The sequence below is a fragment of the Pseudomonas oryzae genome, from assembly GCF_900104805.1.
GTDB lineage: Bacteria > Pseudomonadota > Gammaproteobacteria > Pseudomonadales > Pseudomonadaceae > Geopseudomonas > Geopseudomonas oryzae.
In genome coordinates this window covers 904,377-918,490 of sequence record NZ_LT629751.1, presented here as the reverse complement: position 1 = coordinate 918,490, position 14,114 = coordinate 904,377, and the positions used below count along the sequence as shown (strand labels likewise).

At 68.4% G+C, this 14,114-nt stretch carries 14 protein-coding genes; 1 reads left to right on the top strand and 13 read right to left on the bottom strand.

The genetic code is table 11. The features are described from left to right. Window positions 1–185: 185 nt before the first annotated feature. The 13 genes from BLT78_RS04300 to fliE form a co-directional block, all read right to left on the bottom strand. Complete coding sequence (locus BLT78_RS04300) at window positions 186–1,817, bottom strand: methyl-accepting chemotaxis protein (RefSeq protein WP_090347784.1); 1,632 nt, start codon at window positions 1,815–1,817, stop codon at window positions 186–188. 163 nt (window positions 1,818–1,980) lie between these two features. Continuing rightward, window positions 1,981–2,472, bottom strand: a complete 492-nt coding sequence (locus tag BLT78_RS04295) for a chemotaxis protein CheW (protein WP_090347783.1) — start codon at window positions 2,470–2,472, stop codon at window positions 1,981–1,983. Between the two features lie 2 nt (window positions 2,473–2,474). Continuing rightward, window positions 2,475–4,724 carry a chemotaxis protein CheA gene (gene cheA, locus BLT78_RS04290; RefSeq protein WP_090347782.1) on the bottom strand — a complete coding sequence of 750 codons (2,250 nt, stop codon included), beginning with the start codon at window positions 4,722–4,724 and terminating at the stop codon, window positions 2,475–2,477. An 8-nt stretch (window positions 4,725–4,732) separates the two neighbouring features. Next, window positions 4,733–5,644, bottom strand: coding sequence for a flagellar motor protein MotB (gene motB, locus BLT78_RS04285; RefSeq protein ID WP_090347781.1), 912 nt, complete (start codon window positions 5,642–5,644; stop codon window positions 4,733–4,735). Beyond that, the gene (gene motA / locus BLT78_RS04280) at window positions 5,641–6,522 is read right to left on the bottom strand and encodes a flagellar motor stator protein MotA (RefSeq protein ID WP_090347780.1); all 882 of its coding nucleotides are present in this window, start codon (window positions 6,520–6,522) and stop codon (window positions 5,641–5,643) included. The genes motB and motA overlap by 4 nt, the downstream gene beginning before the upstream one ends. 166 nt (window positions 6,523–6,688) lie before the next feature. Then, on the bottom strand, window positions 6,689–7,291 hold the full coding sequence (flhC, locus tag BLT78_RS04275) for a flagellar transcriptional regulator FlhC (protein WP_090347779.1): 603 nt from the start codon (window positions 7,289–7,291) through the stop codon (window positions 6,689–6,691). 11 nt (window positions 7,292–7,302) lie between these two features. Further along, the gene (gene flhD, locus BLT78_RS04270; protein ID WP_090347778.1) at window positions 7,303–7,626 is read right to left on the bottom strand and encodes a flagellar transcriptional regulator FlhD; all 324 of its coding nucleotides are present in this window, start codon (window positions 7,624–7,626) and stop codon (window positions 7,303–7,305) included. A gap of 376 nt (window positions 7,627–8,002) precedes the next feature. Then, entirely contained in the window at window positions 8,003–8,281 is a 279-nt protein-coding gene (locus tag BLT78_RS04265) for an EscU/YscU/HrcU family type III secretion system export apparatus switch protein (RefSeq protein WP_090347777.1), read from the bottom strand. After that, window positions 8,271–9,392, bottom strand: a complete 1,122-nt coding sequence (locus BLT78_RS04260) for a flagellar hook-length control protein FliK (RefSeq protein WP_090347776.1) — start codon at window positions 9,390–9,392, stop codon at window positions 8,271–8,273. Before BLT78_RS04260 ends, BLT78_RS04265 begins: the two co-directional genes overlap by 11 nt. Continuing rightward, window positions 9,389–9,748 (bottom strand): flagellar protein FliT, encoded by a 360-nt coding sequence (locus BLT78_RS04255; protein ID WP_090347775.1) that lies wholly within the window; start codon window positions 9,746–9,748, stop codon window positions 9,389–9,391. The genes BLT78_RS04260 and BLT78_RS04255 overlap by 4 nt, the downstream gene beginning before the upstream one ends. A gap of 2 nt (window positions 9,749–9,750) precedes the next feature. Next, window positions 9,751–10,155: a flagellar export chaperone FliS gene (gene fliS, locus BLT78_RS04250; protein WP_231975697.1), complete on the bottom strand. Its 405-nt coding sequence runs from the start codon at window positions 10,153–10,155 to the stop codon at window positions 9,751–9,753. A gap of 33 nt (window positions 10,156–10,188) precedes the next feature. Further along, a complete protein-coding gene (gene fliD, locus BLT78_RS04245; protein WP_090347774.1) occupies window positions 10,189–11,535 on the bottom strand; it encodes a flagellar filament capping protein FliD in 1,347 nt (448 codons plus the stop codon). Between the two features lie 246 nt (window positions 11,536–11,781). Further along, window positions 11,782–12,111: a flagellar hook-basal body complex protein FliE gene (gene fliE / locus BLT78_RS04240; RefSeq protein ID WP_090347773.1), complete on the bottom strand. Its 330-nt coding sequence runs from the start codon at window positions 12,109–12,111 to the stop codon at window positions 11,782–11,784. A gap of 239 nt (window positions 12,112–12,350) precedes the next feature. On the opposite strand from fliE, the gene fliF reads away from it, so the two are divergent. Then, entirely contained in the window at window positions 12,351–14,114 is a 1,764-nt protein-coding gene (gene fliF / locus BLT78_RS04235) for a flagellar basal-body MS-ring/collar protein FliF (RefSeq protein ID WP_090347772.1), read from the top strand.

Sequence of the window (14,114 nt, the reverse complement as noted above, 5' to 3'; positions counted from 1 at the left end):
GGCGATGGTCTGCTCGGCGAACCCCAGGCTGTACCAGCCGACGACGCTGAGGCCGCACACCAGGGTGGCGAACAGTCCCAGCACCAGGTTCCAGCTCAGGCGCACCGTCATGTCGTTCAGTAGCTTCACCTTGCTCTCCTTTTCCCTGTTACCTGCCGCCGATGGCAGACCTCGTTGTCGATCGCTCAGGACCACGCCGCCTCGCCGCGCACTCCGTCCGGCTGCCGCTCGAACGCCCCGCTTTCGGCGCGGGCGCGCGGCGCGGCGCTGTCGCCGCCGATGACGAAGCGCACCACGTGCTCGCTCAGGCGCGCGCTCTGCTTGCTCAGGCGCTGGGCCGCCAGCGCGCTGTCCTGCACCATGCCGGCGTTGCGCTGGGTCATCTGGTCCATCTGCGCCACAGCCACGTTGACCTGCTCGATGCCGTTGCTCTGCTCCGCCGAGGCCGAGGAGATCTCGCCGATCAGCGTGTTCAGGCGGCCCATGTCGGCCACCATGTTGCGGATGACCTCGCCGGTCTGGCGTACCCGCTCGTTACCGTTGCGCACCTGACCGCCGGCGCCGTCGATCAGCCCCTTGATCTCGTGGGCGGCCTCGGCGCTGCGGCTGGCCAGCTTGCGCACCTCGCCGGCGACCACGGCGAAGCCGCGGCCCTGCTCGCCGGCCCGCGCCGCCTCGACCGAGGCGTTGAGGGCGAGGATGTTGGTCTGGAAGGCGATCGCGTCGATGGTGTCGACGATGCTCGACATCTGGGTGGCGCTGCTCTGGATCGCGTTCATGGCGTCGACCACCTGCTCCATGGCGCTGCCGCCCTTGCGCGCGTTGTCGGCGCAGTTGGCCGCCAGGCGCCGCGCCTGGTCGGCGTTCTCGGCGTTCTGCCGCACCGTGGAGGTGAGCTGCTCCATGGTCGAGGCGGTTTCCGCCAGCGCCGCGGCCTGCTGCTCGGTACGCGCGGCCAGTTCGGCGTTGCCGAAGCTGATCGCCTCGGCCTCGCTGTGCACCTCGCGGGCGCTGTGGCTGATGTCGCCGATGGTGCGGCTGAGCGACTCGCGCATGCGGTTCATGTCCACCAGCAGGCTCTGGGTGTCGCCGGCACGCAGCAGCGGCGCCTGGCTGAGGTCGCCCTCGGCGATCTGCCGGGCCACCGCCACGGCGTAGCGCGGATCGCCGCCCAGGCGCTGCAGCAGGTCACGGATCACCCAGCCCATCAGCAGCGACAGCGGGATGCCAGCCAGCAGCAAGCCGAGCGCCGCCCGGATCAGCTTCTGCACGAACATCTCGTTGATGTCGGCGATGTAGGTGCCGGTACCGATGTACCAGCCCCAGGGTTCGAAACTGCGCACGAAGGAGCGCTTGTTCTCCAGCTCCGTACCGTTGGCATGCTTCCAGCGGTAGTCGACGAAGGCGGACTCGCCGGCCTTCTTCACCGCCTGCGCCATCTCGACGAACAGGTGGCGACCATCGGCATCCTTGAAGTCCTCGACCGAGGTGCTGGTCGGAATGGTCGGGTGGGCGACGACCATGCTGTCGTCGAAGACGAAGAAATAGCCGCGGCCGTCGTCGTAGCGCATGCTCTTGATCAGCTCACCGGCGTACAGCTGGCCCTGCTCCAGGCTCATGCCGCCACGCTGCACCTGCGCGGCCACGTCGCTGATCACCGACAGGGCGATCGCCACCTGGCTTTCCACCTTGGCCTTGCGTTCGTCGAACATGACGCTGCGCGTCACCCAGGAGCTCCAGAACATCAGCACCAGCATCGCCAGCCAGGCCGCGATCAAGGTGCCCCAGAGTTTCTGGCTCGTCGTCAGATTGCGCATTTGCTAACCCCGCCTTTTTTCTTTTCACTTATGGCTTGCCGGACTGACCGCCACCCGCGGCCCGTACCGCTCATACATCTATCGGCAATCCGGGGAAGAACTTTCGCCCGGCCGTCTGCCGCCGCCACAGCGAGGGCAGACGCCGTAGCGCCGGCGCCGCGCCTCAGGCCGCGGAGCGCTCCACCAGCGCCATTTCCTCGCTGGTCAGCATGCGGTCGATGTCGACCAGCACCAGCATGCGGTCCTCCAGGCTGGCCAGGCCGCTCAGGTAGTCGGAGGACAGCGACAGGCCGAACTCCGGCGCCGGCTTGATCTGCTCGGGGGTCAGGCTGAGCACGTCGGAAACGCCGTCGACCACCACGCCGACCACCCGGCCGGAGACGTTCACCACGATCACCACGGTCTGGCCGTCGTACTCGACGCGATCGAGGTTGAACTTGATGCGCAGGTCGATGATCGGCACGATCACCCCGCGCAGGTTGGTCACGCCCTTGATGAACGGCGGCGCGCTGGCGATCCGGGTGACGTTCTCGTAGCCGCGGATCTCCTGGGCCTTGAGGATGTCGATGGCGTACTCCTCGTTGCCCAGCGAGAACACCAGGAATTCGCGCGGCTGGGCCTCGGCGGCGCTGTCGGTCGGATGAGTGATGGACATGATCAGATAACCTCCTGGAGGGGGGCGGCGCTGGCGCGCGGGTCGCGCAGCGCGGATTGACTACGGTTGAGGCGTTGCAGGTCGCCGACATCGAGAATCAGGGCGACGCTGCCGTCGCCGAGGATGGTGGCCGCGGAGATGCCCGGCACCCGGCGGTAGTTGGCTTCCAGGTTCTTCACCACCACCTGCTGCTGGCCGATCAGGTCGTCGACCTGCAGGGCGTAGCGGCGGCCCTCGCCCTGCACGATCACGGTGATCGACTCGGTGGGCGCGGTGCGCGCTCCCGGCACGTCCATCACCTGGTGCAGGGCGACCACCGGCAGGTACTCGTCGCGCACCTTGAGCAGCAGGTCGGTGCCGGCCATCGAGTAGAGATCCTCGGCGCGCGGCTGCAGCGACTCGAGCACCGCGCTGAGCGGCAGGATGAAGATCTCCCCGCCGACGCGCACCGACATGCCGTCGAGGATCGCCAAGGTCAGCGGCAGGACGATGCGGATGGTGGTGCCCTGCCCGGCGCGCGAGAGGATCTGCACGTGGCCGCCCATCGACTGGATGTTGCGGCGCACCACGTCCATGCCCACGCCGCGCCCGGACACGTCGCTGACCTGCTCGGCGGTGGAGAAGCCGGGGGCGAAGATCAGTTGCCAGACCTCGTCGTCGGGCATGTTGTCGGTCACCGCCAGACCCTGGCTGCGCGCCTTGGCCAGCAGCTTGTCGCGGTTGAGGCCGGCGCCGTCGTCGCGCACCTCGATGAGGATGTTGCCGCCCTGATGCTGGGCGGACAGGGTCAGCCTGCCGACCGGCGACTTGCCGGCGGCTGCGCGCTTCTCCGGCGACTCGATGCCGTGGTCGAGGCTGTTGCGCACCAGGTGGGTGAGCGGGTCGATGATGCGCTCGACCAGGCTCTTGTCCAGTTCGGTGGACTTGCCCTCGGTGACCAGCTCGACCTGCTTGCCCAGCTTGCCGGCGAGGTCGCGCACCTGGCGCGGGAAGCGGCTGAACACGTAGTCCATCGGCACCATTCGGATCGACATCACCGCTTCCTGCAGGTCGCGTGCATTGCGCTTGAGCAGGTTCATGCTGTTGATCAGCTCGCTGTGCACGCCATGGTCGAGCTGGCCGGCGGTCTGCTCCAGCATCGACTGGGTGATCACCAGTTCGCCGACCAGGTTGATGATCTGGTCGACCTTGTCCACCGGCACGCGCAGGCTGCTGGATTCGGCGCTGGCCGGCGCCGCAGGTCGCGCGGCCGGCGCGGAGTTGGCCGGCGCACTGGCGGCAGGAGCACTGGCCACCGGTGCGCTGGCGAGCGGAGCCACCGCTGCCGGGGCGGCCGGAACAGGCGCAGGCACCGGTGCCGCAGCAGGCGCCGCAACCGGGGCCGGCGCAACAGGCGGCGCCACGACTGGCGCGGCGGGCGCCTGCACGGCCTGGGCGGCAGCCACGGCCGCCGCCTCGGGGGCGAAGGCGGCCACCAGCTGGGCGATCGGCTCCAGCTCGACGGTGGCCGAAGCCGGCCCGGCGCCGATGCCGAGCACGCAGATCTCCAGTTGCTCGGGTTCGACGATGAAGCACATCACTGCCTCGATGTCGCCGGGGTCCTCCTCGGAAAGCAGCTCCACCTCATAGCGCTGCAGGTCGCCGCCCTGACGGGTGATGGTGCCGAACTGCTTGAGCTCGTCGACCAGCAACTGGCGATCCTTTTCCTTGACGCCCAGCAGCGCGACGCACAGTCGCGCCTGCCCGCCCTCGTCGGCCACGGCCGGCGCCTCGACGCTCGGCGCCACCGGCTCCGGCTCGACCACCGGTGCCGGCGCAGGAGCCGGGGCCGCGGCGGGCGGCGCAGCCCCCTCGGAGGCATGGCCGATCTCCTCGAGCGCCAGCTGCTGCAGGGTCTGACAGATGCGCGCGAAGGCCTCGGCATCCGGCTCGGCGCTGTGGCGGTAGGCGTCCAGCTGGTCTTGCAGCATGTCCTTGGTTTCCAGGAAGAGGTCGACGATGTCGCGGCGCAGCTTCAGCTCGCCGCGGCGCAGGTGATCGAGCAGGTTCTCGAAGATGTGGGTGGTCTTCTGCAGTACATCGAAGCCGAAGGTGCCGGCGCCCCCCTTGATCGAGTGGGCCGCGCGGAAGATGGCGTTGAGCTGCTCGGGATCCGGATCGTCGATATCCAGCTCCAGCAGGTGGCGCTCCATGTCGTCCAGCAGCTCCGCGGCCTCTTCGAAGAAGGTGGCGTAGAATTCGGTGATATCCATGCAGGCTCTCACTCGGGCGTTGGGGGGGTGCCGGTGGCGGGAACGGGCGGGACGCTCGGCGTCGGCGCGGGTTCGGCCTCCGGGGTGAAGGAGCTCTGCTCCAGGATGGCGGCGGCGGTTCGCGAATCGAGGACGATCACCGCGATGCGCCGGTTCATCGGGTCGTGCGGACCGGCCCCCTCGAAGGGCACGCGGTCGGCCATGCCGGCCACCCGCAGGAGCTTGTCCAGGGACAGGCCGCCAGCCACCAGTTCGCGGCGCGAGGCATTGGCGCGCTCGCTGGACAGCTCCCAGTTGCCGTAGCCGACCTCGCCACCCGGGTAGGGACGGCTGTCGGTATGTCCGGTGATCTGGATGCTGTTGGGCAATTCGTTGAGCATCGGCGCGATGGTCCGCAGCAGGCTGCGCAGATAGGGAGCGACGCGCGCGCTGCCGACCTCGAACATCGGCCGCGACTCGGTATCCACCAGCTGGATGCGCAGGCCTTCGGGGGTCAGCTCGAGGCGGATCTGTTCGCGCAGTTCGCGCAGCGCCGGATCGTTCTCGATCACCGCCTCGATGCGCTTCTTCAGATCCTGCAGACGCGCCTGCTCGTCGCTGCTGCGGGTCTTCTCGCGCAGGTCGATGCGCATCCGCTCGCCCTCGGCGTGGGTCGGGTCGGGGCCGCCGCCGGGAATCGCGCTGTCGCTGGCGGTGGGCTTGTCGCCACCGGCCATGGCCACCACCAGGGGCGTGCTGAAGTACTCGGCGACCGACTGGCGGGTCTTCTCGTCCGAGGAGGCGAGAATCCACATGACCAGGAAGAACGCCATCATCGCGGTCATGAAGTCGGCGAAGGCGATCTTCCAGGCGCCGCCGTGATGGCCGTGGGCGACCTTCTTGCGGCGGACGATGATGATCGGGCGGTCGTGGTCGCTCATGCACTACCTGCCGCGGCCGCCGGCTTCTGGTTGCGCACGTGCTCTTCCAGTTCGGCGGCGGTCGGCCGCTCGACGATGTCCAGCGCCTTGCGCCCGAACTCGACGGCGATCTGCGGCGGATAGCCGTTGATGCTGGCCAGCAGGGTGACCCGCAGGCACTGCAGCATCTTCACCGCCTCGGCTACCTGACGACCGATGCGGCTGGCCAGCGGCGCGACGAAGCCATAGGCCAGCAGGATGCCGAGGAAGGTGCCGACCAGGGCGTGGGCGATCATCATGCCCATTTCCTCCGGCGGGGCGCCGGCGGCCATGCTCAGGGTCTTCACCACGCCCATCACCGCGGCGACGATGCCGAACGCCGGCAGGCCGTCGCTGACCTTGCTCAGCGCGTCCGCCGGCAGGTGTGCCTCGTGCTCGAACGACTCGATCTCGTGCAGCATCAGCTCGTCGATCTCGTGGGCGCTCATGTTGCCGCTGACCATCAGGCGCAGGTAGTCGGTGAGGAAGTGCATGATCATGGTGTCCTCGAGCAGCGCCGGATGCTCGGCGAACAGCGCACTTTCCGCCGGACTGTCGATGTCGCGCTCGATCGACAGCATGCCGTCGCGCCGGGCCTTGGCCAGCAGCTTGTACTGCAGGGCCAGCACCTCCATGTACATCGCCTTGTCGTACTTGAGACTGCGCTTGAGGGTGGAGGCGACCTTGAACGTGCCCTTGATCGCCTTGCCATGGTTGGCGGCGAGGAAGGCGCCCAGCGCCGCGCCGCAGATGATCAGCACTTCGGTGGGTTGATAGAGCGGGCCGAGACTGCCCCCGGACAGCACATAGCCACCGAACACGGAAATGAGGACCACGGCGAATCCGATCACGATCAGCACGACAACGCTTCCTTGGGTCAGATCAGGAGATGACTTCTGTGCTATCGGCAATCGCCGGCGAAACTTGAGGGGGCCATGCGCGAAGCGGGAAACGGAGCCGATACGGCGCGGCAGGGGGTGGGCGAGCCACCAGGGGCGCCACGAGCGGGCGCCCCGGAGGGAAACATCAGCCGCAGGCGACCGCCAGCGGCGCATCGCCGAAGCCGACCTCTTCGCCACCGCTGGCGGTGGCCTCGAGGCTGGCCTCGCGCTGCTTGCGGGTCTTGCCGGCGCGCGACGGCGGCTGGCAGATGCCGCACACGTAGCCCCGCTTGGGCGCGTGCGCATGGGCAACGAAGCGACCGCTGCAGTTGGTGCAGCTCACCAGCTCGAGCATTTCGCTCTCGAAGAAGCGCACCAGGGTCCAGGCGCGCGTCAGCCCGAGCACCACCTCGCTGTCCTCGGCCAGGTCGACATGCTCGAGATACAGGCGATAGGCTTTGACGAAGGCCTCCATGCGCTCGCAGCCGTGACTGAGCACCAGACTCTCGTAGATGTTGTAGAACAGCGACGAGTGGATATTCGGCAGCCAGGTCACGAACCAGTCGGTGGAGAACGGCAGCATGCCCTTCGGCGGCGACACGCCGCGCACTTCCTTGTACAGGCGAATCAGCCGCCCCCGGCTGAGATCGGTTTCCGTCTCGAGCACCTGCAGCCGCGCACCCAGCTCGATCAGGTCGATCGCCAGCTGCACCTGCTGCATTTCGTTGAGCAGACTCTTTTCGCTCATGAAGCACCTACTCAGCCAGCAGTTGCAGCCACGGGCGACACCGACGCCATCAACAGGGCGGCATGGATCCGCCCGAGGTCCTGTTCGCGCTGGTTCTGGGTCAATTGCGCCAGCTGTTCGGCATCATCCAGCACCATCCGGCAGAGCAACTGGCGGGTGCGGGACAGCTGCATGAGCTGCTTGGCCGACAGCCCGCCGATCAGCTCGGCAGTCTGCGGATTGAGCTTGAGACGGAACTGAGCGGTCACCGGATCCTCGCGCAGCAGCTTCTGCGCCAGCAGCAGGTAGGAGAGATTCAGCTCCTGGATATCGTCCAGCAGACTATCGACACTCATGATTAACCCTTGAAATTCAAACGTCATCAAGGCTGCACGCCGCCCAGCGACTCAAGCTAATAGTTGTACACAACCGTGACAGCGCTTTTGACGCCACTCTTGGCATTGGACTCCGGCTGTGCATTACGAAGGCTCGGCGACACTTGTCTGACGTCCAAGTTCCGCCTGCGATGAAATGCTATCACGCAAAAATGTGAACCAGGTAGCACAACCAAAGGATATATGCGGAATCCAATCGATAACCGATCTCATAAAAGCGGGCAAAACACGCAAAAAACAGCTATTTGGCGCCAAAAAAACACTTGCAAAAAACCTATACAGTGCTAAAAGCCACCAGCGCCGACGCACTCCCTTGATCTGCATCAAAAATATGGCGCTACTTTTGCAGCGCCTGCAGCCTGCCCGCCCAGGCCAGCAGCTCGCCGACCACCTGATACAGCTGCGGCGGAATCCGCGCATCGAGGTCCACCTGCATCAGCAGGCCGACCAGCTCGGGCGAGTCGTGGATCGGCACGCCGTGCCGGCGCGCCTCGGCGATGATGCGTTCGGCCACCTCGCCATAGCCCTTGGCCACCAGCCGCGGCGCCTGCTCGCCGTCACGGTAGGCGAGCGCCAGCGCCTGGCGCCGCCGCGCCCGAAGGTGCTCATCGGCCATCGTCGGCCTCCCCGTCGCGGTCGAGCAGGTGCAGACTCACCTCGCTGAAGCCATGACCGGCCAGGCACTCCTCCAGCGCCCCACGGGTCTGTACGAAGTAGCCACGCAGGCTGGCCGACTCGGTCTGCAGGGTCAGCGCCAGCCGCTCGCCCTGCAGGCTGATCGCCACCTCCAGCTCGCCATGCCCCTCGAGGCGCAAGGCCAGGCGCACCTGCCACGCCCCCTGCCCCGGCGAGCCCTCGCCTTCGCGCTCGCCGTCGCCTTCAGCCCGCGGCTCCGCCGGCGGCGGCTGGATGTTCAGCGCGACGAACACCCCGGCCCAGAGATTGCCTTCCCAGCGCAGCTGCGGCGCCGCCAGCAGCTCCAGCTGCTGGCGCAGCAGCGGCAGCTGCGCCTCGCCGACCGCGCCACCCTCGCGCTCGCCGAGCGCCAGGCGTTCGTCCAGCACTTCCAGCCGCTGCTCGGCCGGCGACAGACGTTCGCCGGGCAGCACAGGCGTCGCCGCCGACTCGGGCGCGACCGGCTCCTGCACCGGCGCCGCACCCTGCATGGCAGGCGGCTGCGCCGGTAGAGGCAACGCCCGCATCTGCGGCTCGCGCTGCAGCGCCTCGAGCGGCAGTTCGCCACGCGACCAGCGCGCCACGTGCGCTTCGTAGAACAGCCCGCTGGACTGGATGCTCTGCTGCAATTGCCCGGCGATCTGCGCGGCCGCCTGCGGCCCCACCAGCGCCTCGGTCAGCAGCGGGACGGCGGGCGCGATGGCCGCCGGCGGCGCCGGAAAGCGCTGCAGCAGGTCGCCGATCAGCCGCGCCGCGGCACTGAACGAAGTACTGGTCGACGGCTGCGCCTGGGCCGGCGGCGGCGTCTCGCCGGCGCCCGGGGTGCGCGGCGCCGGGCCATGGGCGGCCTGGCTGCGCGTCGCCGCCGAGGCCTGCGCCAGCGGCGCCTGCTCGCGCGGATCGAGCCGCGAATCGCTGTGCAGGGGACGCGGCCCCTGCGCCGGCACCGGAGCCGACACCGCCGCGTTCAGATCCTTGACGACCGGAATATCCACACGCCGCCCCAGCACCTGATGCAGCAAGGTGTCCAGCAGCGGCGTGATACCGCTCACATGCCGCCCCCATCGGGGCCGACCGGCGCATCGGCGCGATAGGCACGCCCCACCTCGAGCTGGCGGCGCGAGACGCCGATCAGCCGGCCGAGCTCGTCACGGCGGGCCAGCAGGCAGCTGCGGATCTCCGCTTCCAGTTCGAGGATCTGCTCGAGCAGGCAGGCGCGCCGCACCCGGTCGCCGCCCTCGACGCCGAGGCGCCGCTCGCACTGGGTGACATTCTCCAGCTCGACCAGATAGCGGGACTTCTCCAGCACCAGGCTGGACCAGTCGCCCTGACGGGCGAATTCGAGCATCCGCTGCGACTGCTGGAGCAGATGCTGGTAGGAGTCGATTACCACGGATTGACTGGCCATGCTCAGTAACCGTCCACTTGCGGACCGATTTCGCGCCAGGCCGAGCCGATGTCCTCGAGCAGACGCTCGGCCTCGTCCAGCCGCGCCACATCGTTGTGCAGATTGGCCTGCAGCAGCAGGCGCACTACATATTCATAGAGCTGTTCGAGGCGCTGCGCCAGCTCGCCACCCTGCTCCGGGTCGAGCGCCGCGATCAGGCCGAGATTGACGATATCGATGGCCTTGGAGAGCGCCTTGCCCTTCTCGGCGACGGCGCCGTTCTGCATGTGCAGGCGCGCCGCGCGGATCGAGCCCTGGGCGCCATCGAACAGCATGACGATCAGTCGGTGAGGCGTCGCGGCCATGACACTGCTCTCCACACCCACCCGGGCATAGGCAGCCGCACCGCGCATGGTACTGGTGACCATCTTCTTCGTTCTCTCTCTGCGAGTGAGTGATTATCAGCCCTTGAGCTGAGCGTTCAGCGCATCGAACTGCTGGGTCAGGTAGCTGGTCGTCGCGTTCATCTGCGACAGCATCAGATCCAGCTGGGTGAACTGCTTGCGGTAGCGCTCGACGGTGGCGGAAATACTTTCCTCCATCCGCGCGGAGCGTTCGCCAAGCGCCTTGATGCGCGCCTCGACGCCCTTGCTGACCGCATCGAGGGCGCCGCCATCCTTGAGAGCTGCATCCAGGGTGCTGCTCAGCTTGTCGGCCAGGCCCTCGCCAGTGCCGACGCCAGCGAAGAAGCCGCTGACCGATGCCAGATCGCTGGTGAGCAGGCCGTCGAGCTTGTCACTGTCGACCTTGAGGGTGCCCTTGAGCTCCAGTTCGATGCCGAGATCGGCCAGACGTGACAGCGCCCCCTCGCCCAGGCTGGCGGTGAGCACGTTGCGCAACTGGCTCTGCACGCTGCGCAGGGTGGCATCGCCGAGCAGGTCGCCGGCCACCTGGGTATCGGCGTTGTAGGCGGTTAGGCTGGAAACGGTGCTCTGCAGCGAGTTCCAGGCATCGACGAACCCGGTCACCGACGACTTGATCGCGGCGCTGTCGCGTTCGACGGTGAGCACATGACTGCCCCCCTCCGCGGACAGCGCCAGACTGACGCCCTGCACCGCACCCTCGACCAGGTTGGACTGGCTGCCGATGTCGATGCCGTTGACCTTCAGCTCGGCGTTGCGCGCCGCCACCGTTTCGGTGAGACCCAGCGCACTGCCGAAGTCACCGCTCACGGTCATCCGCGCGTCGGTGCCGGTGTTCTTGGCGGTCAGCACCAGGCGATGGGGCGTGGCGCTGCCGTCGTTGACGATGCTGGCGCTGACCCCGCCGTTCTGCTTGTTGATGGCATCGCGCAGATCCTCCAGCGAGCTGGCACCGGCCTCCAGGGTCACCGTCAGGGTCTTCTGCGTCGCGCCGCTGCCCTGGGTGATCGTCAGTGTTCCAGCCCCGAGGTCGGCCGTGCGGTCGGCCACGCCGACGCTCGCCAGGCTCTGCGCCTGGGCCAGCTTGGCGACCGTGACATCGTAGCGGCCGGCGACGGCATCGCCCTTGGCCGCGGCGGTCACGCCGGTGCCGGTGATGCTGCTGGTGACCGCCTGGAAGGTCTTGCCGTCGGCCAACTTCTTGGCGGCGTCCTGCAGCTTGCCCAACGCGCTCTCCAGCCGGCCATAGGCCGACAGCTTGGTCTGCTGGGCCTTCTTCTGCGTGGTGATCGGCTGAAGCTTCAAGCGCTCGGCACTGTCCAGCTGGTCGAGCAGACCACTGAGGTCGAGCCCGGAGCCGACGCCCAGCGAGGAAATGGAAGCCATGGGATTCCCCTTGCAACCCGGACGCCCCGGCGACGAAGGCGGGGCGCATCTCTGTCAGGTGATGCCCCGCGGCATGACGCAGGGCGCTGTCTGAAGCGTTATCGGCAGGCCGCCGGGAGACTTTAGGCAGGGCGCCCGTCCCCTCTGGAGGCTGCGGCAACCGGGAGCGGCGCGTGCGCGACCATCATCCCCCGGAGTCTCCCGGGGAAGATGCGCATAGCCGCGCGAGCAACGGCACCGCCTGAATCACACCTGCATGTTCATCACGTCCTTGTACGCAGTGATCAGGCGGTTGCGCACCTGCACGCCCATCTGGAAGGCGATGCTGGCCTTCTGCACGTCGACCATCACGTCGCTCAGCTCCACGCCGGACGCGCCGGACTGCAGCGCCAGAGCCTTGCTGCTGGCGGTCTGCTGCAGCTCGTTGATGCGCTGGATCGAGGCGCGCAGCTCGGCGGCGAAGCCGCCCTGCCCGACCGCCTGGCCAGCCTGGGCCGTTTGCGCGGACTGCCCCGCCGCCTGGGTAGCCAGGGTGTGGAGCTGTTGCAGGGCGGACTGGATCGCGGGAGCACTCATCGATGGGTTCCGGGCAGACGGGAATTCGGGATGCTGGCAAGCCTAGCAACCGACGGGCGCCGCCCATGCCCCCAATTGACGGCAAAAGCCGCGGCTTTTCAGACCTTTAGCCAGAGGTCGCCGACGCATAATGACGCAACTACAGCTCCGCCCGCGCCCGGCGGGGCTTCGCGACCGACCTTGCTAGCGGAACCCGCAATGCCCCTGGTATCCCTCCCGACCGCCCCACGGAACTGCGCATGAGCAGCGCGACGCCTGCCGCTGCCGGCGCCCCCGCCAGCGCCGCCGCCAACAGCAGCACCGGCAGCGGGCTCGAGCGCCTGCTGGCCCGGGTGCGCGGCATCCCGCCGCTGCCGGTGATGATCGCCGGCGCAGCCTCCATCGCCGCGCTGGTCGCCCTGTTGCTGTGGGCACAGGCGCCGGACTACCGGGTGCTCTACTCCAACTTCAGCGAAGCCGACGGCGGGCGCATCATCGCCGAGCTGGACAAGCGCGGCGTGCCCTATCGCCTCAGCGAAGGCGGCAACAGCCTGCTGGTGCCGGCCGAGCAGATGCATGCGCTGCGCCTGCAACTGGCCGAACAGGGCCTGCCGCAGGCCGGCAACGTCGGCTTCGAGCTGATGGACAAGCAGGCCTTCGGCGTCAGCCAGTTCGCCGAGCACATCAACTTCCAGCGCGGCCTGGAAGGCGAGCTGGCGCGCTCGATCGAATCGCTCGGCCCGGTGGCCAAGGCGCGCGTGCACCTGGCGATGGCCAAGCAGTCGATCTTCGTCCGCGACCGCCAGCCGGCCAGCGCCTCGGTGGTACTCACCCTGCATCCGGGGCGCAGCCTCGGCGAAGGCCAGGTCGACGCCATCGTGCACATGGTCAGCTCCAGCGTGCCGGAGCTGACCGCCGAGGCGGTCACCGTGGTCGACCAGAACGGTCGCCTGCTGTCGGCGCCCGGCGGCGAGGGCCGCGACCTCGACGGCAGCCAGCTCAGCTACATCGACGAGATCGAAAGCTCCTACCAGCGGCGCATCGAGCGCATCCTCAGCCCGATCCTCGGCGCCGGGAACGTGCGCGCCCAGGTGGCCGTGGATATCGACTTCGCCAACCGCGAGCAGACCGCCGAGCGCTTCACCCCCAATCAGACCCCCGGCGAGGCGGCGATCCGCAGCCAGCAGTCGAGCGAGAACTACAGCGGCGACGGCCAGCAGGCGCGCGGCGTGCCGGGCGCCCTGTCCAACACCCCGCCGACCCCGCCCGCGCCGACCCCGCCGGGAGCGGCGCAGCCGCAGGGCCAGGGCACCCAGGACACCGCAGCGGCGGCCAACCCGGCGGCCGCCAACGGCCAGGGTTCGGCGCAGCGCGACAGCCTGGTCAACTACGAGGTCGACCGCAGCGTCGAGCATGTCCAGCTGCGCCGCGGCAGCATCAAGCGCCTGACCGCGGCCGTGGTGGTCAACTACCGCAGCGGCGTCGACGCCGACGGCAAGCCGACCCGCGAAGCCCTCAGCGAGGCCGAACTGGAGCAGATCAACCGTCTGGTGCGCCAGGCCATGGGCTACTCCGAAAGCCGCGGCGACCAGCTGGAAGTGGTCAACAGCCCGTTCACCGAGGCGACCGAGAGCGTGGCCGTCAGTCCCTGGTGGCAGACCCCGGAATTCTTCGTGATGGCCACCTCGATCGCCCGCTACCTGATGGTCGCCCTGGCCGCCCTGCTGCTCTGGCTGCTGCTGTTGCGCCCGCTGATGCGCCGTTACGCACCGCCGCCGGCGCCGGCCGTCGAGGCCGGGGAAAGCGCCGCGATCGCCAGCGTCGGCCCGGCCGGCAGCGCCGCCGGCGGCGAGCCGAGCGACCCGGCAGACGCGGCCGCGGCCGCCACCGGCGAACTGCAGCGCCGCCTGCGCCGCCGCTCGGCGGTCTATGAACACAACCTGGCCAGCCTGCGCGAAATGGCGCAGGAGGATCCACGTCTGATCGCCATGATCATCAGCGGCTGGATGAAGAAGAATGACTGA